This window comes from Gemmatimonadota bacterium (genome assembly GCA_016720805.1).
Classification (GTDB): domain Bacteria; phylum Gemmatimonadota; class Gemmatimonadetes; order Gemmatimonadales; family GWC2-71-9; genus Palsa-1233.
This window is the reverse complement of sequence record JADKJZ010000014.1, coordinates 818,291-842,305: the sequence shown is the minus strand read 5'-3', so window position 1 is coordinate 842,305 and position 24,015 is coordinate 818,291. Positions and strand designations below refer to the sequence as shown.

At 68.2% G+C, this 24,015-nt stretch carries 26 protein-coding genes; 2 read left to right on the top strand and 24 right to left on the bottom strand.

All coding sequences use genetic code 11. The features are described 5' to 3' along the window. Window positions 1-124: 124 nt before the first annotated feature. Window positions 125-1,138: a hypothetical protein gene (locus IPP98_14165; protein ID MBL0180244.1), complete on the top strand. Its 1,014-nt coding sequence runs from the start codon at window positions 125-127 to the stop codon at window positions 1,136-1,138. A gap of 44 nt (window positions 1,139-1,182) precedes the next feature. Then, the gene (locus IPP98_14160; protein MBL0180243.1) at window positions 1,183-1,473 is read left to right on the top strand and encodes a glucose-6-phosphate isomerase; all 291 of its coding nucleotides are present in this window, start codon (window positions 1,183-1,185) and stop codon (window positions 1,471-1,473) included. A gap of 35 nt (window positions 1,474-1,508) precedes the next feature. On the opposite strand, the gene IPP98_14155 is transcribed toward IPP98_14160, so the two are convergent. The 24 genes from IPP98_14155 to IPP98_14040 form a co-directional block, all read right to left on the bottom strand. Continuing rightward, window positions 1,509-1,826, bottom strand: a complete 318-nt coding sequence (locus IPP98_14155; protein MBL0180242.1) for a four helix bundle protein — start codon at window positions 1,824-1,826, stop codon at window positions 1,509-1,511. A 224-nt stretch (window positions 1,827-2,050) separates the two neighbouring features. Further along, the gene (locus IPP98_14150; protein MBL0180241.1) at window positions 2,051-2,332 is read right to left on the bottom strand and encodes a hypothetical protein; all 282 of its coding nucleotides are present in this window, start codon (window positions 2,330-2,332) and stop codon (window positions 2,051-2,053) included. Beyond that, a complete protein-coding gene (locus IPP98_14145; protein MBL0180240.1) occupies window positions 2,329-2,901 on the bottom strand; it encodes a hypothetical protein in 573 nt (190 codons plus the stop codon). Before IPP98_14145 ends, IPP98_14150 begins: the two co-directional genes overlap by 4 nt. After that, window positions 2,898-4,742, bottom strand: coding sequence for an Ig-like domain-containing protein (locus IPP98_14140; protein MBL0180239.1), 1,845 nt, complete (start codon window positions 4,740-4,742; stop codon window positions 2,898-2,900). The genes IPP98_14145 and IPP98_14140 overlap by 4 nt, the downstream gene beginning before the upstream one ends. Window positions 4,743-5,127: 385 nt before the next feature. After that, a complete protein-coding gene (locus IPP98_14135; GenBank protein ID MBL0180238.1) occupies window positions 5,128-5,949 on the bottom strand; it encodes a hypothetical protein in 822 nt (273 codons plus the stop codon). Beyond that, window positions 5,946-6,527, bottom strand: a complete 582-nt coding sequence (locus IPP98_14130) for a redoxin domain-containing protein (GenBank protein ID MBL0180237.1) — start codon at window positions 6,525-6,527, stop codon at window positions 5,946-5,948. The genes IPP98_14135 and IPP98_14130 overlap by 4 nt, the downstream gene beginning before the upstream one ends. Continuing rightward, on the bottom strand, window positions 6,524-7,012 hold the full coding sequence (locus tag IPP98_14125) for a TlpA family protein disulfide reductase (protein ID MBL0180236.1): 489 nt from the start codon (window positions 7,010-7,012) through the stop codon (window positions 6,524-6,526). Before IPP98_14125 ends, IPP98_14130 begins: the two co-directional genes overlap by 4 nt. Further along, window positions 7,012-7,716, bottom strand: coding sequence for a sulfite exporter TauE/SafE family protein (locus tag IPP98_14120; GenBank protein ID MBL0180235.1), 705 nt, complete (start codon window positions 7,714-7,716; stop codon window positions 7,012-7,014). Before IPP98_14120 ends, IPP98_14125 begins: the two co-directional genes overlap by 1 nt. Beyond that, window positions 7,605-8,405 (bottom strand): hypothetical protein, encoded by an 801-nt coding sequence (locus tag IPP98_14115; GenBank protein ID MBL0180234.1) that lies wholly within the window; start codon window positions 8,403-8,405, stop codon window positions 7,605-7,607. The genes IPP98_14120 and IPP98_14115 overlap by 112 nt, the downstream gene beginning before the upstream one ends. An 88-nt stretch (window positions 8,406-8,493) precedes the next feature. Next, entirely contained in the window at window positions 8,494-9,708 is a 1,215-nt protein-coding gene (ispG, locus tag IPP98_14110; GenBank protein ID MBL0180233.1) for a flavodoxin-dependent (E)-4-hydroxy-3-methylbut-2-enyl-diphosphate synthase, read from the bottom strand. Between the two features lie 13 nt (window positions 9,709-9,721). Next, window positions 9,722-9,982, bottom strand: coding sequence for a hypothetical protein (locus IPP98_14105; protein MBL0180232.1), 261 nt, complete (start codon window positions 9,980-9,982; stop codon window positions 9,722-9,724). 54 nt (window positions 9,983-10,036) lie between these two features. Then, on the bottom strand, window positions 10,037-10,528 hold the full coding sequence (locus IPP98_14100) for a nuclear transport factor 2 family protein (GenBank protein ID MBL0180231.1): 492 nt from the start codon (window positions 10,526-10,528) through the stop codon (window positions 10,037-10,039). Window positions 10,529-10,590: 62 nt separating this feature from the next. Next, window positions 10,591-11,268, bottom strand: coding sequence for a response regulator (locus tag IPP98_14095; GenBank protein MBL0180230.1), 678 nt, complete (start codon window positions 11,266-11,268; stop codon window positions 10,591-10,593). Window positions 11,269-11,276: 8 nt separating this feature from the next. Beyond that, window positions 11,277-12,365 (bottom strand): GAF domain-containing protein, encoded by a 1,089-nt coding sequence (locus IPP98_14090; protein MBL0180229.1) that lies wholly within the window; start codon window positions 12,363-12,365, stop codon window positions 11,277-11,279. After that, complete coding sequence (locus tag IPP98_14085; protein ID MBL0180228.1) at window positions 12,259-12,753, bottom strand: DUF4118 domain-containing protein; 495 nt, start codon at window positions 12,751-12,753, stop codon at window positions 12,259-12,261. The genes IPP98_14090 and IPP98_14085 overlap by 107 nt, the downstream gene beginning before the upstream one ends. Then, complete coding sequence (locus tag IPP98_14080) at window positions 12,750-13,046, bottom strand: hypothetical protein (GenBank protein MBL0180227.1); 297 nt, start codon at window positions 13,044-13,046, stop codon at window positions 12,750-12,752. Before IPP98_14080 ends, IPP98_14085 begins: the two co-directional genes overlap by 4 nt. Further along, window positions 13,010-13,969, bottom strand: a complete 960-nt coding sequence (locus IPP98_14075; GenBank protein MBL0180226.1) for a hypothetical protein — start codon at window positions 13,967-13,969, stop codon at window positions 13,010-13,012. Before IPP98_14075 ends, IPP98_14080 begins: the two co-directional genes overlap by 37 nt. 20 nt (window positions 13,970-13,989) lie before the next feature. Continuing rightward, a complete protein-coding gene (locus tag IPP98_14070) occupies window positions 13,990-15,078 on the bottom strand; it encodes a porin (GenBank protein MBL0180225.1) in 1,089 nt (362 codons plus the stop codon). Further along, entirely contained in the window at window positions 15,075-15,668 is a 594-nt protein-coding gene (kdpC, locus tag IPP98_14065) for a potassium-transporting ATPase subunit KdpC (protein MBL0180224.1), read from the bottom strand. The genes IPP98_14070 and kdpC overlap by 4 nt, the downstream gene beginning before the upstream one ends. Then, on the bottom strand, window positions 15,665-17,728 hold the full coding sequence (gene kdpB, locus IPP98_14060; protein ID MBL0180223.1) for a potassium-transporting ATPase subunit KdpB: 2,064 nt from the start codon (window positions 17,726-17,728) through the stop codon (window positions 15,665-15,667). The genes kdpC and kdpB overlap by 4 nt, the downstream gene beginning before the upstream one ends. Then, complete coding sequence (gene kdpA, locus IPP98_14055) at window positions 17,725-19,464, bottom strand: potassium-transporting ATPase subunit KdpA (protein MBL0180222.1); 1,740 nt, start codon at window positions 19,462-19,464, stop codon at window positions 17,725-17,727. Before kdpA ends, kdpB begins: the two co-directional genes overlap by 4 nt. Beyond that, window positions 19,461-19,553 (bottom strand): K(+)-transporting ATPase subunit F, encoded by a 93-nt coding sequence (kdpF, locus tag IPP98_14050; GenBank protein ID MBL0180221.1) that lies wholly within the window; start codon window positions 19,551-19,553, stop codon window positions 19,461-19,463. The genes kdpA and kdpF overlap by 4 nt, the downstream gene beginning before the upstream one ends. Window positions 19,554-19,723: 170 nt before the next feature. Next, window positions 19,724-21,154, bottom strand: coding sequence for an MATE family efflux transporter (locus IPP98_14045; GenBank protein MBL0180220.1), 1,431 nt, complete (start codon window positions 21,152-21,154; stop codon window positions 19,724-19,726). A gap of 142 nt (window positions 21,155-21,296) precedes the next feature. Next, a complete protein-coding gene (locus tag IPP98_14040; protein ID MBL0180219.1) occupies window positions 21,297-23,816 on the bottom strand; it encodes a vitamin B12-dependent ribonucleotide reductase in 2,520 nt (839 codons plus the stop codon). Window positions 23,817-24,015: the final 199 nt, after the last annotated feature.

The following is a 24,015-nucleotide window of genomic DNA, read 5'->3' as shown; positions in this document are numbered from 1 at the left end:
GATGATGGATGCGTAGGCCCAGTCCATCTCGGACGATCCATGGTTCATTTCCCATCATCCATCATCAATCATCCATTGTCCATCATCCAACCGAGTCCCCCGAATGCGCCTAGATACGTCATTGATGTTCCGCGACGCCCTCGACGGTGTGCATGGCCTCGACCCGGCCGTGGCCGCGACGCTGGCGGCCCGTTTCCCGGCGGTCCAGGCCGAGGTGCGCCAGCGGCGCGCCGCCGGCGAGTACGGCTTCCTGGGGCTCGGGCGGCAGGCGGAGGTGGCGGCGGCCATCGAGAGTTGGGCGGCCGAGCGGCGTGGCCGCTACGCGCACCTGCTGATCCTCGGCATCGGCGGCTCGGCGCTCGGTGCCAAGGCGATGCTGAGCGCGCTCAAGCCGGCGGCCTGGAATGAGTGGGGGCCGGATGGGCGTGACGGCTGGCCGACGCTCACCGTGCTCGACAACGTCGACCCGTACACCGTGCTCGGCGCGCTGGACCGACTCGACCCGCGGAAGACCCTGGTCAACGTGATCTCCAAGTCGGGCGGCACCGCGGAGACGCTGGCGCAGTACCTGATCGTCCGCGAGTGGTTGGACCGGGCGCTCGGCACGGCCGCCAAGGACCACATCGTCGTCACCACCGACCCCGAGAAGGGACCGCTCCGTGCGCTGGTGCGGGAGGAGGGGCTGACGTCGTTCGAGGTCCCACCGGCGGTCGGTGGCCGCTTCTCGGTGCTCACCGCCGTGGGGCTCGTCCCCGCCGCGCTCCTCGGCATCGACCTCACCGAGCTCCTCGCGGGCGCCCAGGACGCGGTGGACGAGGCGGAGTCGGACGACCTGGCCACCAACCCGGCCGCTCGCTGGGCCGCGCTCCAGTGGCAGGCGCAGACGAGCCGGGCCGCCAATGTCCACGTCCTGATGCCGTATTCCGACCGCCTCAGGGAGTTTGCCGAGTGGTACCGGCAGCTCTGGGCGGAGAGCCTCGGCAAGCGTCTCGACCGGAGCGGCGCCGAGGTCTTCCGCGGGCCGACCCCGATCGGCGCCGTCGGCGCCACGGACCAGCACTCGCAGGTGCAGCTGTTCATGGAGGGGCCGTTCGACAAGACGATCACATTTGTTGTTGGAGATCCGCGAGACTGCTGAGGATCCCGGCGGGGTGATGATCGATGATCGATCATCGATGATCGATGGCGCCGGCGCTTCGAGGAGGCGGTCGGGTATCTGCGCGGGCAGACATTGGGAAGCTGCTCGACGAGGAGTTCCTCGCGACCCGGGAGGCACTCCGAACGCAGGGTCGGATGAGTGCCACCCTCGAGGTGGACGCTGTGGATACGCGGGCGTTCGGCCGCTTGGTGATGTTCTTCCAGTTGGCGACGGGCTACGCCGGCATTTGGTACCGGGTCGATCCGTTCGATCAACCGGGCGTGGAGCTTGGCAAGGTCTTGACGAACGCGGCGATGGGGAAGACGAAGGGATGATGGATGATGGATGATGGATGATGGCTCGGCCATACTCAGCTTGACTTCCACAGTCGATACGTGAGCTGTTGGACCCTCACCGAGCGATGAGCATCTGAGGGCCAAGATCCGCCCCGAGATCCGGCAGGAAGCACAGACAGGTCGTGCGTCTCCACCGCAGACGCATGAGCCACTCGGAGGTGGAATCGGCAACGAGGCCCGGGGCCCGAGGCCTGACCTTCCGCAATGTTCAATTGCACCGACAGCGCCGCCCGACGTAACTGGTCGAGCGGCGCTGCTCGTTGCGGCGACCAACACCGATCAGCATACCGATAGATCTCCAGCGCGTTCTCACGAGCCAGCTGCCAGGCCAACAGATCTCGATACGATGACATCCCACACAATGACCGCTGGACGCGAAATGGGGGACGCCGCCCGAACGAGGCGGAGTCCCCCAAAACGCACCATCATCCATCATCCATCATCCATCATCCATCATCCATCATCGCTGTTCGCTGAAATCGAACGACCCCGCTTTCGCGGGGCCGTCCGTTTCCAGCGTTCCTGCAATCAGCCGAGGCTGATTACGGGGTGATCGTCACGCCAGCCACGATGCCGTCGCCGGCAGCCGTGACGCCAACCGCGGCGACAACGTTGGTCGAAGCAACAGCCAGAAGTCCACACGGACGAACGGAGAGTTCGGCGTGTTGGTCGGCGAAACCGCCTGCGCACGAAGCGGGACGATCGAGCCGAACTGGTTCGACGTGGCAACGGTCGGAATCACGCGGAAGTGCTGCAGCGAGTTCGTGACGTTGCCAGTGTTGAACGTGTTGAACGTGATGCCGTCCTGGACGTTGAGCGCCGGGAGCGGGATCGTCAACGAACGGCCCGGGAGCGGACCACCGGAGAGGGTGGAGCCCAAGTTCCACGACCACGCGGCAACCGTCGATCGGCTTCGTCGTCCGGGCAACCTGGACGTTGTTCGGCCGGGAAGACGTTGGCGTTCACGGCTTCATGTGAGCGGACGTACGGCGCGCCGGTGGTCGGGTTCAGCAGGCCGACGAACGGCGACGTGATGACGTCGTCGAACTTCGTGCCAACCGAGACGCGGGTGTAGCGGACCGAGTCAAGCGTCCCACCAGCGCCAACCCCGAGGAGGTTCGGGTACTCGAGCTGCAACGACGCCGCGATGATTTCGGCAGAGTCGGCGAACGTCGGGGCGATGTTGAAGCCGGCGGCCGTGACAGTGCCCGGGATGCCCAGGCCGGTCGAGAACGGCGAGACCGTGTTGACGAGCAGCTTGCGGAAGAGCGGGGCCGTGGTGTTACCGGCGGCGTCGATGACGCTGGAAGCGTAGCCGTAGTAGCCTTCACCCGCGGGCATGTTGACCGACTGGCCACCCTGCCAACCGTCGACGCGCAGGAAGCCGCCAGCGGTGATCGGGGTCACCGGTGCAGGTCGGCGCCGTGACGAACGTCGCGCCGAGCGGCGCCAACTGCCAACGACGCAGGCGCCAGCGGGGTTGGCGTGGCCGGCGTACGGCAGCGCATGACGCTGCGCGGCCATCGTGCCGCCCGACGGGCCGGCATTGAAGAAGCCGGCGCGGTCGTCGAGGTACTCCACGCGGACGTCATCGGGTGGGTGCCCTGGTCACCGGCTTCGACGCGCGGAAGATCGTGTCCGCGTAGCCAACCGAGGTGTAAGCCGGGACGGTCAGATCGGCCAAGGCCCCAACGGATCGACGGGACGGTCTTGTCAACGCCGAAGGTGGAGGTCGGCGTGGAGGTGCCGATGTTGCCCAAGCGGTCCGACTCAGTGCCGGCCGCCGTGTACGGGGCAGTGCCAGCAAGACCCGGGGTGCCACCGATGAAGTTGGTGGCGCATTCCGGAATGTCCGCGCCCGTGCCGGTGCCCATCGCGACGTTCTGCGCGCCAGCGGCGGGGCAGTTGACGACACTGTAGGTGACCGCGCGATCGCGGGTCGCACGAATGCCAACGCCTGCGTCAGACGACGAGAAGTTGACGAAGTTGAACGCCGCGTTGACCCAGCCGGTGACGGCCGGAGCAGTGCGGGTGATGCTCGGGGTGTTCACCGACGGCGCCACGTAGTCGAGGCGGATCGAGTCCGGGGTCGAGTTGAAGACGACCGTGTTCGGAATCAGGCCCGCGAACGCGTACGGGTTGGCACCGTTGTCGATGGCGGCGGCAACGAGGACGTTGTCGCGGATGCCACCGGTCCACTCATAGCCGCAGGCCGTGCCGGCCGAGGCCGGAGCCGCGGTGTAGCCGAAGGTCCGGGTGAACGGCAAGGCGGTCTGGTTGATCGTCGAGCAGCCGCCGATCGTCCAGGTCACGTTGGTGACCGAACGGCCCGGGGTGTAGACAACCGGGTACAGCGTCGCCGAGACGTTGCCGGCAGCGGTCGGGCCGCCCCAGTACGTCAACAACGCGGCAGACGTCGCCGTCGCCGTCGGCTTGGTCATGTCAGCAGCCCAGCTGTCCATGTTGTTCATGATGATGCTGAACGTGTTGGACGAGCAGACCGCCGGAACGCCCGGAGGGGCGTTCGTGCAGTTACCAGCCGACTGGCCGGTGGTCGCCTTCGGGTACACGATCGCGTTGATCGTCGTCGGCCCGTTCAGGAAGTCAACCTGGGTCGCGCCCGTGGTGGCAACGCCAGCCTGGTTGAAGTTCTTCCGGAAGTTCGCCGTGTTCACCGACATCGAAATGACGCCGGCCGCCGGAATGGCGTTCGGCGAGAACGACTGAACCGCCGCGCGCTTCGTCCCGATGTAGCTGACGACAGAGTCGATCAGCTGGCCACCCGGGTTGAAGTTGAGGTTGATTTCAATCTGGCCGTTCACGTTCGACAGGTTGACCGGGAGGGTCAACAGGCCCTGCGTGACCGACGCGATCGAGATCGAGGCCGGGCTCACCGGGTTGACCGTGACACCGATCGTCGCGACCGAGGTCTGGCCACCCGACGTCGCCGTCGCGGTGATGACCGTCGAACCCGGGGCGACGGCGGTGATCAAGCCGCTGCCGCTGATCGTCGCGACCGTGGTCGCCGACGAGACGTACGCGACCGTGCCCGTAAGGCTCGGCGCAAGCTGCAGATTGTACGACGTCTGGACGGTCTGGCCGGGCACCAGCGTCACGGCGGCCGGAGCCACCGAGAACGACGTGATGTTCGGCACAGCCGGCGGCGCCGGCGGCTGCGTGACGGTCACGTCATCGCCGCAGGCCGCGAGGCCGATGGCAAGGACGGAAGCCGTCAGACAGTTGCGCATAAACTTGTGCATTACTCCCCCTGAGGATTGTTATGGGTCCTGCTGTGCTGCAATTCGGAACAATGGTCCTGCATGACTCGACTGCGTGGCCCGAGCATCCATCGCACGGGCGTCGTCGGGGTGACGAGCGTTGCTCACGACGCAGACCCCGAGACCTGCGTCACTCCGACACCGCCATCCATCCGACACGCCATGCGCGAACGGAAGGATCCGGGCCAGCACTGCAAAGGTATCGAGCCCTGGAACCGGGGTCAACTGCTTGCCCCGTATTCACTTGTAACCACTCGACCCCCGGCGTCGAGTCCCGATCTCCATGGTATTGCCGGAGCCGGACGCACGATGCCGAGGGCCGCTATTGCAAGCTCCGTGCTCAAAATGACCAGGCCTAGCGACCACCGCCCCGGGTGAACAGCCATTCGCCTCGGCCGCCCGCCAGTATCGGCCCTACCCAGCGGATTGGTGAGGCTTTGAGCGCCTTTGCGAGGTCATCCTTCCCTTCCACCCGGAGCTGCCCGACCACCAACCGGCTGGTGTCCGGCGCGAAGGAGGCGTCCAGCCGCCAGTTGCTGGTCCGCATTCCAGCGAGTCCGAATGACATCGGCTGTGTCGCTTCGACACGGGATTCGCCCGTCGCATGCCCGCTCCAGATCAACTTCGCCTTCTCCACCTGGATCGTCAGCACGTCGTCCCGCCCCTCACGAGCCGGCACGATGTCCAGTTCCCGCCGTTCGATCCGGATCCCGGCCGCTTCAGCCATCCGGGCGACGTTCCCGTTGTCGGTCGAGAGCTCCAGCAGATGGTAGACGGCGCCGCTCTGCCCTCGCGGCGCGGCGGCGGCGATGGCATGGGTCATCAGCAGGATGCTGCGGTCGTCCCGCGCCCGCCCCGCCGTCTCCCCGTCCACCGTGACCGCCCCATAGCGGCCGACGCAGATGACCGCCGGGATCCAGCTGGCGAACTGGGGCTCGTCGCGGATGACCCGAACGACCGCCGGCGGGAGGCCGGCGCCCGTTCCCGCCGGCGTCAAGGTCGTTCCCTTGGGCGCCAGCTTCGGCGCGATGGCGGGATCGGCGAGGTACCAGACGCAGAAGCTCCCGCGCGCATCCTCCAGCAACCACTTCGATGCGCTGGCCTCGCCCGCCACCTGGGCGTGCACCACGGCCGGCAGGAGCAGCAGCACGACCGCCAGCAGGGTCCGTCGGATCATCGGTTCTCCTTGGCCGCCCGGATTGCGGCGGCGAGGTGGACGTAGCTCTCGGGATCGAGCACCGCAAAAGCTGGATCAAGGTAGCGCACGGTACCGTCCGCCCCCACCACCACCACGGCGCGCCGGGCGCGCGGGCCATCCGCAACACCGTACCGCTGGATGATGGCGCGATCCGCGTCGCTGAGCAACTTGAAGGGCAAATCGAGGTCGGATGCGAATCGTACGTGCGAGACCAGGGAATCGGTTGAGATCCCGACCAGCACGACACCCTCCGGGGCAAGCGTGGCCGACCGCTCCCGCAGCGCCTGCCACTCGGCGGTCGAGGCCGCGGTGAAGTTGCCCGGATAGAACACCAGCACCACCACGCGTCCGATCTCGCGGGCCAGCGTGAACGGTTGGTCGGCTGGCCCGACACCGCTCCGCGTGGCATAGGGGAGGACGATGGCCGGCGCCTTCCGCCCAACGCTCGGCGCGTCGTCGAGCAACAGCCGCAACCGGACCGGCTGGTCGCCGTCCTGCGCCGCGGCCGGCAGTGCGAGGGTCAGCAGCAGGGCGCCGATCCCGAGCAACCGGCTCATGGTGCGACCACCTTGGCGAGCTCCGCCGACAGCGCCTGCGTGCCACCGCTGCCGGTGTAGCGGACGACGCCCTTGGCATCGACAATCACCACGTACGACGTCGCGGGGGCACCATAGGCGCGCACGGCCAGGCCGCGCTCGTCGTAGAGCACGCGAAACGGCGGGGCGTGCTCGGTGACCCAGCGCTTGACGCGCGACTTCGATTCGTTGACGGTGACATTCACGCCGTAGAAATCGACGCGATCGCCGTAGGCCTTCTTCGCGGCCACCACTCGCGGGAAGAGCTGCTCGCAGACCTCGCACCAGGTGGCCCAGAACTCGATCAACGCCGGTCGACCGGCGGGCAGCTTCACCAGGGTTCCGTCGAGATCGGTGACTTCGACGACGGGCGCACGCGTCCCCACCGGGGCCTGCGCCGGGAGCATGCCCGGCGCTGCACCGAGGAGCAGGAGTCCCAACCAACTGCACTGCGTGAATCGTGGCATCACCAGACCATCCCCATCCGAACGAAGTAGTACTCGGCCATGGCCAGCATCACCACGGCGGCGACGCGCTTCACCACCACCATCCATTGTCCGGCGCGCGGCAACGCGGCCAAGGACCCTGCCGAGAGTCCGACGATGATCAACACCGCCGTCATCCCGAGCGAGAAGACGAACAGGTAGACGAATCCCCACACGGCACTCTGGCTGGCGGCGACCCAGGTCAGCACGGCGGCGAACGCCGGGGCGCCGCACGGCGCGGCGACCAGGCCGGAGGTGGCGCCGAGGAGGAAGGCGCCGAGCACCGAGTCGCCGCCGAGGCGTGCCGCCCACGCGACGAGGCGTTGCGGGGCCGCCAGGGAGATGACATCGAGCATCGCCAGCGCGGCGAGCAGGAGCAGGTTCCCGAACGCAAAATAGGCCCATCGATTCGCGGAGATCGTGCCGAAGAGCGTCCCGGTCATCCCCGCGACGAGCCCGAGCGAGGCATAGACCAACGCCAGTCCGAGCACGTAGACGAGCGTGAGCTGCAGGGTGCGACGCCGTGAGCGGCCGGCGGCACCGGCGCCGCCGAGGATCCCGGCGGTGATCGGGATCATCGGATAGATGCACGGCGTGAGCGAGGTCGCGAGTCCCGCCGCAAAGAGCAGCGGAATCGCGACCAGCGGGCGTTGTTGGAGCGAGTCGGCGAGCGCGGGATCAAACACGGCTGGAATCTACACGACCCCGGAACGCACCGCGCCCCGATGTCCGTGATGGACATCGGGGCGCGGTAGGGCGGGACGAAGACACGCCAGTCTTCGTAGTAGTAGCTGCCGCCCTCGTTCAGGGCGCTAGGGCCGCGATTCCAGGTGCCGTCACCGGCGCCGTCAGCTCCGATTGCCATGTCGCCGACGTAGAGGCAGTTGTCGCAGTGGTTGAAGACCACCACAATGCTCTGCGGGTTGTTGCTGGCGCCACCGACCGTCACCGGGATGGTCGCGACGTAGCGGCCGATCGGGAAGTTCGCGGCATTCGGCTTCAGCTTGAAGACGAAGCGCCAGCCGAGCGGCGAGCGCGAGAGGTTCGGCGTCTTGCTCATGTCGAGCCAGTCGCCGTAGGCGCCGGCACCGGAGTTCGGCTGACCGGCCGACGGCCCGCCGCTGTACTGGATGGCGCCGAACTGCGGGTAGCCACCCACCGCGATGAGGCCGCTGATCAGCGTGATGAGCGAATCCGTCGGCATCGGGCCGTTCGGAACGCGCGTCCACTGGAGCTGCGCCGGCGTGATGGCGTAGGTGAGCGACCCTTCGGCGAGGTTGGGCGACGCCGGCGTGGCCGGCTCGCTGGCGCAACCGGCCAGGACGAGCATCGACGCGGCACAGGCAACCGCAGCATACCGAACATAGGAACGCATCAGAAATCGACCTCGCGGGTGGGTGATCGGAAATGTGCTAGGCTGTAGTATCAGGGAGAGAGGCCCCGCCCGCAAGAGGGGGGCCAATTCAGCCGCCCCAGCGGCGGGCCACGTAGGCATCCAGCATTCCGAGGAATTCCTTCACGATTCCGTCACCCCGGAGGGTGGTGACCAGACGGCCGTCCTGAAAGACCGGCGCCACGGGCTCTTCGAAGGTCCCCGGCAGCGAGATGCCCAGATCGGCATGCTTCGATTCGCCCGGACCATTCACGACGCACCCCATGACGGCGACCTTCATCTCTTCCACCCCGGGGTACTGCGAACGCCAGATCGGCATCTGCTCCCGCAGGTAGCCCTGGATCTCCTGGGCCATCTCCTGGAAAAAGGTCGAGGTGGTCCGGCCACAGCCCGGGCAGGAGGTGACCTGGGGCGTGAAGTGGCGGATTTCCAGCGACTGGAGAATCTGCTGGGCGACCCGCACCTCCTCGGCGCGGTCGCCACCCGGCTGCGGCGTAAGCGAGACGCGGATGGTGTCGCCGATCCCCTCTTGCAGCAGGATGGACAGCCCGGCCGCCGACGCGACGACTCCTTTGACGCCCATCCCCGCCTCGGTCAGCCCGAGGTGGAGCGGGTACGGCCCGCGCTCGGCGAGCATCCGGTAGACATCGACCAGATCCTGCACGCCGGAGACCTTGGCGGAGAGGATGATGCGATCGCTGGGGAGCCCGATCTCCTCGGCGAACGTCGCCGAGCGGATGGCCGACTCGACCATCGCATCCATCATCACGTCGCGCGCGTCGCGCGGCGCGGGCAGCAGCGCGTTGGCGTCCATCATGGTGGTGAGCAGCGCCTGGTCGAGCGAGCCCCAGTTGACGCCGATGCGCACCGGCTTCTCGTTCGCGATCGCCACCTCGACGATCGCGCGGAAGTGCTCGTCGTGACGCTTGCCGCCGACGTTGCCCGGATTGATCCGGTACTTCGCGAGGGCGCGGGCGCACTCGGGATACTTGGTGAGCAGGAGGTGGCCGTTGTAGTGGAAGTCGCCGACGATCGGCACCGTGATGCCAACCTTGGCGAGGCCGGCGACGATGTGCGGCACCGCGGCGGCGGCCTCCTCGTTGTTCACCGTCACGCGCACGAGTTCACTGCCGGCACGCGCGAGTGCGGCCACCTGATGGATGGTGGCCGGGATGTCGGCGGTATCGGTGTTGGTCATCGACTGCACCACGATCGGGTGCGCCGATCCCACGGGAACGCCGCCAACCCGCACGGTGCGAGTCTGGCGGCGCGTCACGACAGCCATGCGGAGCTCCTGCTCAGGCGAGTCCGAGCTGCGACACGAAGCGGTGCCACTCACTCGGCGTCACGGTCCCGTCGAGACGGAGCGGCTCGAGGGCGGCCATGATCTCGGCACGCGTCCCGGAAATCTGGCGATCCCGCAATTCCTGGATCATGCGCGAGAAGCGGTGTTCGTATTCGTCGGCCTTCAGCTCACCGCTCTTGTGGGCGGCGGAGAGCTTGGCCAGCTCCTGGGCCGCGCGCGCTGGAGCGATCGAGGCGAGGGGGGCGTCGGACATCGGGACTCCTCAATGGAAAGTGGGAACGCCGAAAAGGTAACATCGCCCGGCGCGCTACGCCCGACGCTTCCCCGTCACGTCGCAGCCGGTCTGCTGCCGGGTGTCCGCCAGGGCGATGATCTTCCAGCCGTCGCTGGTCCGGGCGAGCTGGAAGGCGTCGACGCCGCAATGCGACAGCCGGTCGCCCACGAAGAAGGCGTAAAAGGTCCAGACCGTCGCCAGTCCCCCGTCGATCCGCACCTCCGGGTCGTAGAGCCGCTCGTCGAGCAGCATCGCGGGAGGCGCCTTGGCGATCGACCCGATGAACGCGTCGACGGCCATGAACTCCGCCGGCTTGCCTGCCGCAGGCACGCCACCCAGCACCGTCCCGGGGGCGAAGCTGCGGCGCATCAGGGCGGTGTCGCGCGTCCGCATCCCGTCAAAGAGGCCCTTGACCACGGCCATGACGGAGTCGTGCGCACCGCCGGCCGCCGCTGGTTGCTGGGCGCTGGCGGAACCGGGCACGGCGAGGATCAGGAGAGCAGCAAGGGCGAGGCGACTGGTCATGCGGGGCTCCAAGGTGAGTGATGCCGGTGATACGGCACCGCCGGGGTGGATGTTTCCTCGCCCTACTCGGCGCGGAGGCGATAGCCGACGCCGGGTTCCGTCACGAGCCAGCGGGGGCGGGAGGGGTCGAGCTCGAGCTTGCGCCGCAGCTGCGCGGCGTAGACCCGGAGATAATGGATCTGGTCCTCGGTGTGGAGACCCCACACCTCGCGGAGCAGTTGGCGATGGGTGATCACCTTTCCGGCGTGCTGGGCCAGGACGGCCAACAATCGGTACTCGGTCGGCGTCAAGCGCAGTTCGGCCCCGTCGCGGTGCACCGTGTGCGCACCGAAGTCGATCCGCAACGGGCCGACAGTGACCACCGGCTCCGGTGAGGCCTGCTGCACCGCGTGCCGCAGCGCCACGCGGATGCGCGCGAGCAACTCGTCCACCCCGAACGGCTTGGTGAGGTAGTCATCCGCGCCGGCATCGAGCGCCGCGACCTTGTCGTCTTCTCGACCGCGGGCCGAGAGGACGATGATGGGCACGCTGCTCCATTCGCGAATCCGGCGCACCACGTCGAGCCCATCCATGTCCGGCAATCCGAGGTCGAGCAGCACCAGGTCGGGGCGACGGCCGGCGACCTGGGCCAGCCCCTCGCGCGCCGTGGGCGCCTCGATGAGCGTCATCGATTGCGTGCCGAAGGCGGCGCGCAGGAAGCGGCGCATCGGCGATTCGTCCTCGATCAGCACGATGGTGATCGGCGCGGTCATTCGAGCGCTTCCGGCGGCATGGCGGGTTGCTCATCCGGCAATGGCAGGGTGATCACCATGCGCAATCCTCCGCCCTCGCGACGCTCGGCGTGAATTCGCCCGCCGTGCGCCATCACGATCCCTCGGCAGATGGCGAGCCCGAGGCCGACGCCCCCGCCGGCCGCATTGCCGCCCCGGGCGAACTTCTCGAAGATCGCCTCTTCTTCGCCGGCCGGCACCCCCGGCCCTCGATCCTCCACGACGATCTCGATGTCGCGACCGACCGTCCGCGCGGTGATGCGCACCTCGCCGCCCGTCGCCGCGTACCGGGCCGCGTTCTCCAGCAGGTTCACGAACACCTGTTCGAGCAGCAGCCCGTCGACGCGCAGCAGCGGGAGGTCGTCCGGCACATTCGTCGTGACGACGAGCGCGCCGAGCAGTGGCTCGCAACGCATCAGGGCGACGCCGACGATTTCCTCCACCGATTGCCATTCGTGTTGCACCTGCAACGACCCCGACTCGACTCGCACCATCTCGAGCAGGTTGGTGACGAGGCGCCCCATCCGGCGTGCCTCGTCGCGCACGGTCTCGAGGAGGTCGTGCCGCATCACCTGATCGGTGACCATCGACTCCCGCAACAGGGTGGTGGCGGCCCCTTCGACGGCGGCCAGCGGCGTGCGCAGGTCATGCGAGAGCGACGAGAGCAGCGCCGTGCGCAGTCGCTCGGCCTCGATCTCCACGCGGTCACGCTGGGTACGATCCGCCAGGCGTAATCGCTCCAGCGCCACCGCGACCTGTCCCGCGACCGCTTCGAGAAAGATCCGGCGCTCCGGCGCCCGGAGCGGGTCGCCATCCAGCATGCGGATTCCCATCGCCCCGATGGTCTGGTCGCCGACCACCAGCGGCACCCACCGGGCCGCAGCGGTCGGCAGCGTCGCGGTGCCGAGGCCGGCGGGCTCGCGACGATTCACGGCCCAGCGCGCGACGGCCAGTTCCCGGTCATCGAGCGGAATGCCGCTCGCCACCAAGGCCTGCAATGCACCGTCGCGGTCGCCGATCAGCACGGTGGCCTCCGCCCCGATCGAGTCCGCCAGCCGGCGCTGCACCGCCGCGCCCACGACCTGTTCCGTCCCTGCCAGCGCAAGTTCCTGGGCCAGTTCGAGCAGGGCGGCGGTGCGTCGCTCCCGCGCGCGTGCCGCGTCGGCCCGTTCCTGAATGCCGCCCCATCACCTGGGTCATCGCGAGTGCGATGCCGAGCATCACGAGGAAGGTGAGCAGGTAGGCGGCATCGGACACGGCAAAGGTGCCGTACGGCGGGACGAAGAGGAGGTCGAAGAGGCCGATGCCGACCACCGCGGCGACGATGCCGGCCGCGCGCGGTGCCTTCACCCCCGCCATCGCGATGGCGAGCAGGAAGAGCATGGCGATGTCCGTCGTCGAGAGCAGGCCTCGCAGGGCGAGACCAAGCAACGCCGCGCCGCCCACCCAGCTCACCGCCAGCGCGTGGTCGCGCCAGGTGGAAGGTTGCCCACTCGGCTCGACAGCCGACGGCGAGACCTCGCGCTCGGCCCACGCGGCGCAAGCACGTGCACATCGAGGCCGTCGTGCCCGCTCAGCAGGCGGTCGACCGGCGAGCGTCGGAGCCGCTGCCGCCAGCTGCTGCGCCGCGAGCGTCCCACCACGATCCGCGTCACGTTCTCGCGGCGCGCCCACGCCAGCAATTCGGTGCCGACATCGTCGGCGGCCACCGTCACGACGCGCGCACCCAGCTCCTGGGCGAGCCGCATCGCTTCCTGCACGGATTCGCGGAGCGCCGGCGCGCTGTGCCGCACCTCCGCGGTCTCCACGTGGAGCACCACGCATTCGGCCCGCAGTGCCGCTGCCAGTCTCCACCCCGCGCGGACCAGCCGCGGTGCCTCGCCGTCGGCGCGACCGCCACCAACACTCGCTCCCCGGCCGCCCACGGTCCCTGGATGCCGGCGACGCTTCGCCAGTCGCGCATCTCGGCGTCCATCCGATCGGCAGTCTGACGCAACGCCAGCTCACGCAGGGCGATCAGGTTGCCGCGGGTGAAGAAGCGGTCGAGCGCCCGCTCTGCCTGCGTGGGGAGATATACCTTCCCTTCACGAAGCCGCGCCTGCAACACGTCGGGGGAGACATCGACGAGCTCCAGCTCCGCGGCATCGTCGAGGAGCGAGTCGGGGACCGTCTCGCGCACGGTGACGCCGGTGATCTGCGCCACGATGTCGTTGAGACTCTCGATGTGCTGGATGTTCAGCGTGGTGTGCACGTCGATGCCCGCGGCCAGCACCTCTCGCACATCCTGCCATCGCTTGGCGTGGCGCGAGCCGGGGGCATTGGTGTGGGCGAGTTCGTCGAGCAACAGGATGGCCGGGCGGCGGGCGATCGCGCCGTCGAGGTCGAACTCCTCCAGCACGACGCCGCGGTGGGCTACCGGATGTCGAGGCAACTGCTCCAGCCCTTCGAGCCGTTCCGCCGTCTCGCGCCGACCATGCGTCTCGACCACGCCGACCACCACGTCGATGCCGGCCGCGTGGGCGGCCTGCGCGGCCTCGAGCATCGCGAAGGTCTTCCCGACGCCGGGGGAGGCGCCCAGGAAGATCTTCAGGCGCCCGCGCCCCGCGCGCGCCACGTCCTGCTGCACGCGGGCGAGCAACGCATCCGGATCGGGACGGGCCGGGTCGCTCATCCCCACAAGCTAACGCGAGATCATGGCGATGCCGACAAGGTCAGCGAAAGCGACGTCACCAGCGCGGCGGTGCTTCGCCGGCTACCCAGCCGATCCGGCCACACCGAGGCATCGCTCCAGTAACCGCGCGCCTCGGTCCGCCACTGGACCCCCTCCGGCAGTCGGAGATTGAGCCCGAGCGACGCCGAGGTGACCGCAAAACCCTCCGGATCGGGGACCGGAATGAGCACACCATCGCGGTCCACATAGCGCTCGACGCGCGCTGCGAGGGAAAGCGTCGGCGACAGTCGCCGTTCGGCGATCGCGGTGAGGCTGCCCCACGTGGCGGTGGGCCCCGTCTCCGGTCGTTCCCAGCCCCGGTCGGCGGTCAGCCAGAGCGTGAGGTCGCTTCGCGGTTCGAGGCGTGCCACGAGTTGATGAAAGTCCCGGATGCGCCGGGCGCTCCCTTCAGGCTGTTCATCACCCCGGAAACCGGCCCACCCCACGGAGACCCCCGTGCGCGGTGTCCAGTCAATGCGCGCGCCGACGGCCTTGCGCTCGTTGTTCTCGGAGATGTTCTGCCAGCCGTTGAGCAGATGCAGTTGCGCGGTGATCTTCGGGCTCGCAGCCCAGGTCACCTTCACCCCACTGCTGTAGTACGGCGTGTACTCGGCCGTGAAGGAGCGGGTGTAGGTCGGGTTGTCGCGCGAGATCCAGCTCTCCTGCCCGATGTGCGAGAAGAAGACGCCGCCGTCGACCCAGAGACCGGGGCGCACGCGCACCCCGACGACCGCCTCCTGGATGGACCGGGAGAGCGAGGGGCCACTGTTGGCGCCGATGGCCGGTTCGCCAGCGTAGTTGGCCTGCACGGCGGTGCCGGCCTGCAGGGCCAGACGGCCACGCACGCGCTCGGCCGACAGCGTCGCCTCGATGTGCGCGAGGTTGATGTTGAACTCATCGTGCCGCACCGCCTGCGTGGTGAAGGCACGGTCGCGCAGCGCCGGGCGCCCAAGGTCCCAGACGTAGTACGCATCGGCGAATCCGCCGACGCGCACGATGGGCTGCGGGGTCTGCGCTGCCGCGGGGAGGGCCACAGCGATCGTGGCGAGGAAGCGGAACGGCCGGATCATGGGGTGCCTCGGAGTGAATCGAGCGCGAGATTGAGCTGCAGCACGTTGACGCGCGGCTCGCCGAGGAGGCCGAACTGGCGCGCTTCGATGTGCGCCGTGACGAGCGCGTGCACCGTCGCGGGAAGGAGCCCGCGGGCAGCGGCCACGCGCGCCTCCTGCCACCTGGCCGCCGCGGGGGTGATGTGCGGGTCGAGGCCGCTGCCACTCGCGGTCAGGAGGTCGACCGGCAATTCCGCCGTGGCGCCGCCTTCGGCTCGCAACGCCGCCGCACGTGCTCGCACCGAATCGAGGAGTGCCGGGTTGATGGGGCCGAGATTGGAGCCGGCCGAGAGGCGGGGTTGATAGGGGCCATCGGCCGCGGCCGACGGGCGCCCATGGAACCACATTGGTCCCTGGAAGTCCTGCCCGATCAGCGCCGACCCGACGGCCGTGCCGCCGCGCATGACCACGGATCCGCCCGCCTCCCGCGGAAAGAGTGCCGCGGCGGCTCCGGTCACCGCCAGGGGATACACGACCCCAGTCAGCAGGGTGAAGGCGGCGAGCAACACGAGCGCGGGACGCAGCTCGTGCCGCAGAGTATGGTCGGTCATGAGACCCCCAGCGCGGTCAGCGCCATGTCGATCAGCTTGATCCCGACGAACGGTGCCACGATGCCGCCGAGACCGTACACCAGCAGATTGCGCCGGAGGAGCGCCGCCGCGCCGAGCGCGCGGTAGGCCACGCCGCGCAGCGCGAGCGGAATGAGCGCGACGATGATGAGTGCATTGAAGATCACGGCGGAGAGCACCGCGCTGGTCGGTGATCCGAGATGCATCACGTTCAGCGTGTTGAGCACCGGATACGTGGTGGCAAAGGCCGCCGGAATGATGGCGAAGTACTTCGCCACGTCGTTGGCCAGTGAGAATGTCGTCAAGGCGCCGCGCGTCATCAGCATCTGCTTTCCGGTCTCGACGACTTCGATCAGCTTGGTGGGATTGCTGTCGAGGTCAATCAGGTTGCCGGCCTCGCGAGCGGCCTGCGTCCCCGACTGCATCGCGAGCGCCACGTCGGCCTGGGCCAGCGCCGGCGCGTCGTTGGTGCCGTCGCCAGTCATCGCGACCAGTCGCCCGCCCTGCTGGTACTCGCGGATCAGCGCCAGCTTCGCTTCCGGCGTCGCTTCGGCCAGGAAATCATCGACGCCGGCCTCGGCGGCGATGGCGGCCGCCGTCAGCGGATTGTCGCCGGTGATCATCACCGTCCGGATCCCCATGCGGCGCAGCTCGTCGAAGCGTTCCCGCATGCCACCCTTCACGATGTCCTTCAGGCGCACCACGCCGAGCACGCGGGAGCCCTCGGAGACGACGAGCGGCGTGCCTCCCGCCCGCGCAATCTCCTCGATCGTGGCAAGCACAGCCGGCGGCATCGCGCCACCGCCCTGCTGCACGTGGCGGGTGATCGCGTCGCTCGCGCCCTTCCGCAGTATGCGGCCGTCGACATCGACGCCGCTCATCCGCGTCATCGCGGAGAACGGCACCGCCACTGCGCCGGCGCCCACCGCGGGCAGGGGCCAGGCTCCGCCCGCCAGCGCCACGATGCTCCGCCCCTCGGGCGTTTCGTCACTGCCCGACGCGAGTGCCGCGGCCAGCGCGAGTTCCTGTTCCGTGACGCCCGGTGCCGGCATGAACGCCGTCGCCTGACGATTGCCGAGGGTGATCGTCCCGGTCTTGTCGAGCAGGAGCACGTCGACATCACCGGCCGCCTCGACGGCGCGGCCCGAGCGCGCCACGACATTCTTGCGGAGCATCCGATCCATCCCGGCGATCCCGATGGCCGAGAGGAGGCCGCCGATCGTCGTCGGAATGAGGCAGACGAGCAGGGCGACCAGTACGGTCAGCGACACCACGGAGCCGGCCCCGGCACCCGCCACGGCGAAGGCGGAGTACGGCCGCAGCGTGACCGTGACGACCAGGAAGACAAGCGTCAGCGCCGCGAGGAGGATGTCGAGCGCAATCTCGTTCGGCGTCTTCTGCCGCTTCGCAGCCTCGATCAGGCCGATCATCCGGTCGAGGAACGACTCGCCCGGGTCGACGCTGATGCGGATGATGAGCCAATCGGAGAGCACCGTCGTTCCGCTGGTGACGGCACTGCGATCGCCGCCCGATTCGCGGATGACAGGCGCGCTTTCGCCGGTCACGGCGCTCTCGTCCACGGAGGCGACACCCTCAATCACCTCGCCATCGCCCGGGATCAGTTCGCCTGCCGCGACGATGACGACGTCACCCCGGCGCAACTCGCCCGCCGACTTGGCGACGAGCGTGAAGCGATCGGTCGGGTCGGGCAGCACCCGCGCCAAGGTTTCCGAGCGGGTCCGCCGCAGCGAGGCCGCCTGGGCACGTCCCCGCCCCTCCGCCATCGCCTCGGCGAAGTTGGCAAAGAGCAGCGTGAACCAGAGCCACGCCGCGATGGTCACGATGAAGCCGGCGGGGGCATCGGCGTGGCCGACCAGCGCCAGCACCCCCAACCCGCTGACAAAGAGCGATCCGACCCAGACCGTGAACATCACCGGGTTTCTGGCTTGGTGCCGCGGATGCAGCTTGCGCACGGCATCGAGCAGCGCAGTCCGGACCAGCGCGGGATCAAAGAGCGAGGCCTTCGTATCCTGGGCGCTCATCGTGCCGCTCCTGCTGCAACCAGCTGCAGCTGTTCGACGATCGGCCCAAGTGCCAGGGCGGGGACGAACGTCAGTGCCCCAACCAGCAGTACCGTGCCCACCAGCAATCCGACAAAGAGCGGCGTGTGGGTCGGCAAGGTGCCAGACGACGGCGGTACCAATTTCTTGGCAGCCAGCGCGCCGGCGAGTGCCAACACCGGAATCGCGATGAAGAACCGGCCCGCGAACATCGCGATGCCCAGCATCACGTTGTAGAAGGGCGCATCAGCGCCAAGGCCACCGAAGGCAGACCCGTTGTTGTTCGCCGCCGAGGAGAGCGCGTAGAGCACTTCGCTGAAGCCGTGGGCTCCGGGGTTGAAGATCCCTGCTCGACCGGGTGCCGTCGCCACCGCCAGCGCCGTCCCCACGAGAACCATCAGGCACGGGACCAGGATGCCGACCATTGCCATCTTCATCTCGAAGGCCTCGATCTTCTTGCCGAGGTACTCCGGCGTCCGACCGACCATCAGCCCCGAGACGAAGACCGCCACCAGGGCAAAGAGCAGCATGCCGTACAGGCCCGATCCCACCCCGCCGAAGACCACTTCGCCGAGCTGCATCAGGATCATCGGCGCCATCCCGCCCAGCGGCGTGAAGGAGTCGTGCATGGCGTTCACGGAGCCATTCGAGGCCGCGGTGGTCGTGACCGCCCACAGCGCCGAGTTGGTGATCCCGAAACGGACCTCCTTCCCCTCCATGTTGCCGCCCGGTGTCACCTCCGACGGGGCGAGCTGGGCGCCGGCCGATGCCAACGCCGGCGTCCCCGCCTGCTCGGCGGGCCAGGTGATGGCCAACGCACCCGCCAAGAGGATCGACATGGCGGCGAGCAGCGCCCATCCCTGCCGCCTGTCGCCCAGGAGCTTGCCAAAGGCGAAGACGCAGGCCGCCGGGATCAGCAGGATCGACACCAGTTGAATCAGGTTGCTGAACGGCGTCGGATTCTCGAGCGGATGGGCGGAGTTCACGTTGAAGAAGCCGCCGCCGTTGGTGCCGAGTTGCTTGATCGCGACTTGTGAGGCGGCCGGGCCGACCGGGATCACCTGCGTCGCCGCAGCGGCGTTCTCGATCGGCGTGACCGTCACCCGGCCAGCGAGCGTCTGGACCACGCCCTGTGACGCGAGCAGCAGCGCCACCAACGTGGCGAGTGGCAGCAGGAGATGGAGCGTCACGCGAGTCAGGTCGACCCAGAAATTGCCGATCGTCGCGGCCTCACGCCGTACGAAGCCGCGGGTCAACGCGGCGAGCACCGCGATGCCCGAGGCCGCCGACACGAAATTCTGCACCGTGAGGCCGAGCATCTGCGTGAGGTGCGAGAGGGTGACCTCACCACCATACGCCTGCCAGTTGGTATTGCTGACGAACGACCACGCCGTATTGAAGGCGAGGTCGGGATCGACCGCCCCCTGTCCGCCGGGATTCAGCGGCAACCCACCTTGGAACCGCTGCAGCAGGTAGACCACGGCGAAACCGAGCGCCGAAAAGACGACCAGCGCGGTCGCATAGCGCTGCCAGGTCATCTCGTCATCCCGATCGGTGCCGGCGAGGCGGAGGAGGGCGCGCTCCACCGGGTCGAGCAGCCGGGAGAGCATGGTGCGCGACCCGTCGAGCACCTTCGCCAGGTGCCCACCGAGGAGGGCACCACCGCCGATGACCAGCACGGCAAAGAGGCCGACCTGTAACCACCCATTGGGGGTCATTGGAACCACTCCGGCTTGAGGAGGGCGACGACCAGATACGCCGCCAGCGCGGCGGCGGCGACGGCGCCGACGACGAGGGCGGCGCTCATCCGAGCCGCCGGGCGAGCCTGATGGCACCCAGGCCCAAGGCGGTGAGTGTCAGGGCAATGGAGCAGATCACGAGATCGGGCATCACACCATCCGGAAGAGGACGATGGGATGTTACCGAGTGATCGATCAATGCGTCGTATGAAGTGGGGAGCGGAGGGTCAAGAAAAGATCAAGGCGAGGTCGCAGTGGTTCCCCCGAGAATGCCGCGCCACTTCCCCTGGCGGAAGCGGAGGATGCTCAGGGTGCAGCGGGTGGCATGCCCCGCGAGGATCGCGCCCCAGACGTGGAGCGGCTCGAGCGTGGTCACGCTGCGAATCGACCAGCAGATCCCGAGCGGCACGACCACCTGGGAGACAATCGAGATGAAGAGCGGGCTCTTGGTGTCACCCGCGCCCTGCAACCCACCGGTGAAGGCGAGCGCCGTCGCGATGAAGACGCCGGACACCGACAGGACGCGCAGCAGCTGCACGCCAAGCGCCACGGCCTCCGCGTCGCGCATCCCGAAGACCGCGAGCAGCTGGGCCGGGAAGAAGAGGAAGAGCAGCCCCACGGCCGAGGCGCCGAGCGCGGCAAACCGTGCGGCAACCTTGACGCCGGCTTCTCCGCGTTCCGGTTGTCCCGCCCCGATGTTCTGTCCGACCACGGTGGCGGCTGCGCCCATCAGGCCGACGGACGTCCAGGTGATGAACGAGAAGAGTTGCCCGTACGAGACGGCATACGCCGCCTGCGCCGGCGCGCTCGCTGCCAGCGAGCCGATCACCGACAACAGCAGGACGCCGCCGACGTTCATCGCGATCCCCTGGATTCCGGTCGGCAAGCCGAAGCGGAAGAGCGAGCGGATGATGGTGAAGTCGAGGCGGTAACCCATCCCCTTCGGGAACGCGACGACCCACCCGCCATGCCAGAGTCGCCAGAGGCCGTATCCACCAACGATCGCCGAGGCGAGTACCGTCCCCATCGCGGCACCCGCGGTGCCGTAGGCGGGAATGGGACCCAGGCCTCGGATCAGGATGGAGTTGAAGGTCACGTTGAGGAGGGTCATCGCGACGCCCAGGCGCATCGGCGTTCGCGCATCGCCCGCCGAGCGCAGCGCGCCGCTCAACATGAAGAAGATCAACATCCCCACCGAGAAGAGGCAGGAAATCCGCAGGTACGGCAGCGCCTCGGCCTGCACCGCAGCCGTCGCATTCACGAAGCGCAGCAAGGCCGGCGCGGAGAAGTACCCGATCGGGGCCAGCACACCCAACGACAGCGCGATCGCCGTGATGAAGGCCTGGTAGACGACCCGGTCCGCACCGAGGACATCGCGCGCACCAGCGTGGCGCGCCACCAGGATGCTCATCCCGGTGAAGAGCGACATGATGAAGACGATCACGACGATGAAGATCTGGTTCGCCACGCCGATGGCGGCGTTGCCGGTGAAGCCGACGTAGTTGCCCACCATCACATGGTCGACGAGCCCCTGCAGCCCCCCGATGATGTTCGTGAGCATGGCGGGCCACGCCAGCTTCCAGACAGCAGCCTGCAGCGGACCTTCCACGATGGAGCGGTCGAAGGTGCGCTGTTTCAGGGGCGCGGAGGAGGCATCGGGGGCGGGCACGGGGAAAATCTACGCGGCTGACGGCAAAGACGAAGGGGGGCCGCGCCGCGAGACGTGGTCCCCCTCCGGAGCCCCGAATGCATCGGGGCGTTATGTGGGGGTCAAGTGTAGGGGCGCAGCCTGCTGCGCCCCTACCTCTTTCTCAGCCGCACTCCGAGAATCCGCAGACATGGCACTTCATGCACCCCTCGGCGAACTCGAGCTGCGAGCCGCAGTCGGGGCACGCACCGGTGAGCGTCTCCGGCATCCCGCCGCCGAGCATCATCTGCTGGCCATCCTGGATCACCGCGATCGGCTGCGACGGCACGGCGGTCTCGGCCGTCGTGGTCAGGAGATCCTGTTGAACGCCCTGCTTGTCGGACATGTACCGCTCCAGCGCGATGCCGACGGCATCCGGCACCGAGAGGACCTTGTTCGGGCCGACCCCGATGGCACGGTCGGAGGAGATGCCGCGGAGCTGGCGGTAGACCTCCTTGATCGGAATGCCTGAGCGCAGTGCGAGCGAGACGAGCCGGCCGATCGCCTCGACGTCGGCCATCAGCGCGCCGCCGGCCTTGCCGAGCGACATGAAGACCTCGAAGGGCTGGCCCTTCTCGTCCTCGGTGATGGTGACATAGAGATCGCCGAGCGGGGTCTGCAGCCGGCGCACGGCGCCCTTCAGCAGCTCCGGGCGCGACCGCTTCTGGCGGCGCTGGAGGTTCTCGCTCTCGAGCTCGTGCACCACCTGCCGCAGCCGGGCGATTTCGGCGTCGGCCTCGGCGAGTGCACCGGCGCGCTCCGCGGCGACTTCGCGGGTGGTCATCCCCTCGTCGCTGCTCGACATGTCGAGGTCGGCGCGCGCCGAGGCCTTCCCTTCGGCGGTGGCCTGCTCGGCCACCTTCTTGGCCGTGGTGCCGGTCGAGAGCACCTGCATGTCCCGCGAGCCGTCACGATACACCGTGACGCCCTTGCAACCGAGCTTGTAGGCCATCCGGTAGATCTCCTCGACGTACTCCTCCGTCGCATCATGCGCGAAGTTGCAGGTCTTGGAGATGGCGGAGTCGTTGTGCTCCTGGAACGCCGCCTGCATCTGGATGTGCCACTCGGGGGCGATGTGATTCGCGGTCACGAAGACGCGCTGCCACTTCACCGGCACCTCCGGGAAGTTGATGTGCCCCTCGGCGGCGATGCGGCGCATCAGTTCCTCGCTGTGCCACCCCTCCCGCTTGGCGACGGCGAGGAAATCCTCGTTCACGTCCGGCATCAGCACGCCGGCCTGGTTGCGCATGAACGCCACGGCGAAGAGCGGCTCGATCCCGGACGAGCAGCCGGCGATGATCGAGATCGTGCCGGTCGGCGCGACGGTGGTGACGTTGCAGTTGCGCAGCTTCTTCATCGGGCGAATGCGCTTGCCGTCGGCGCCACGGGCGCAGCTCTTGTCCGGACCCCAGATGCTCTTCTCCCACTCGGGGAAGACGCCGCGGATGCTCGCGAGCCGCTCCGACTCCACCTTCGCTTCGTCGTCGACGAACGCCTGGAGCTTCCGGCCCAGCTCGACCGCTTCGGTCGAGTCGTAGGGAATCCCCATGCGGATGAAGAGGTCGGCCAGCCCCATGACGCCGAGCCCGATGCGCCGGATCCGGTTGGCGAGATCGGTGATCTCGGGGAGCGGATAGGCGTTCGCGTCGATCACATTCTCGAGGAAGTGCGTCGTCAGGTGCACGACCCGGCGCAGCCCCTCCCAGTCGATCTGACCGTCGACCACGAACTCGGCGAGGTTGATCGAGCCGAGGTTGCAGACGTCGTACGGCAGCAGCGGCTGCTCGCCACACGGATTGGTGGCCTCGTACGCGCCGAGGTGCGGCACCGGGTTGTAATGGTTGGCGCGATCGATGAAGAACACTCCCGGCTCGCCGGTCTTCCAGGCGCCGTGGATGATCCGCGACCAGACCTCGGACGCCGGCAACTCGCCGACGACGTGCTTGGTGCGGGGGTCGATCAGGTTGTACGACTCCCCCTTCTCCAGCGCGGTCATGAAGGCATCGGTGATGCCGACCGAGATGTTGAAGTTGGTGATCTTGGTGATGTCGGACTTGCAGGCGATGAAGTCGAGAACGTCCGGATGGTCCACCCGGAGGATCCCCATGTTCGCGCCACGACGCGTCCCGCCCTGCTTCACGACGTCGGTGGAGGCGTCGTACAGCGACATGAACGAGATCGGACCCGAGGCGACGCCCATCGTCGAGCGGACGATGTCGTTCCGCGGCCGGATGCGCGAGAACGAGAAGCCGGTGCCGCCGCCGGACTGGTGCACCAGCGCCATGGCCCGCAGCGTGTCATAGATGCCGCTCTCGCCGTTCGAGAGGGTGTCGTCGACCGGGAGGACGAAGCACGCCGAGAGCTGCCCCAGGGGGCGGCCGGCGTTCATGAGGGTCGGCGAGTTCGGCATGAACAGCCGCTTCGCCATCACCTCGTAGAACGCTTCGGCGAGCGCGTCCACCGCGCCCGCCGAGGCCCCATACGTCGCATCCGGAGCCGCGATCGTGGTGGCCACCCGCCAGAAGAGATCCTCGGACTGCTCCACCGGAGCGCCGGTCTCGTCCTTCAGCAGGTAGCGCTTCTCGAGCACCGTGATCGCGTTGGGCGACAGTTCAACTGCGCTCCGGTCTGGAGACGAATCCATGGGACCTCTCAAAATGTGGCAGATGGTGATCGACGAAGTCGTGCAGGGCGTGCCAGTCACCCGCGAACGGGCACCCCAATCCCGGGGGCACGACCGAGGCCGGACATCCGCAGAGATCCGGCTCGGCACGCGTGCCAAGGGAGAGCAAACTACGGGTCAGGCGACGGGGGGGCAATGCACCAAAAAGGCGAGGTAGAAT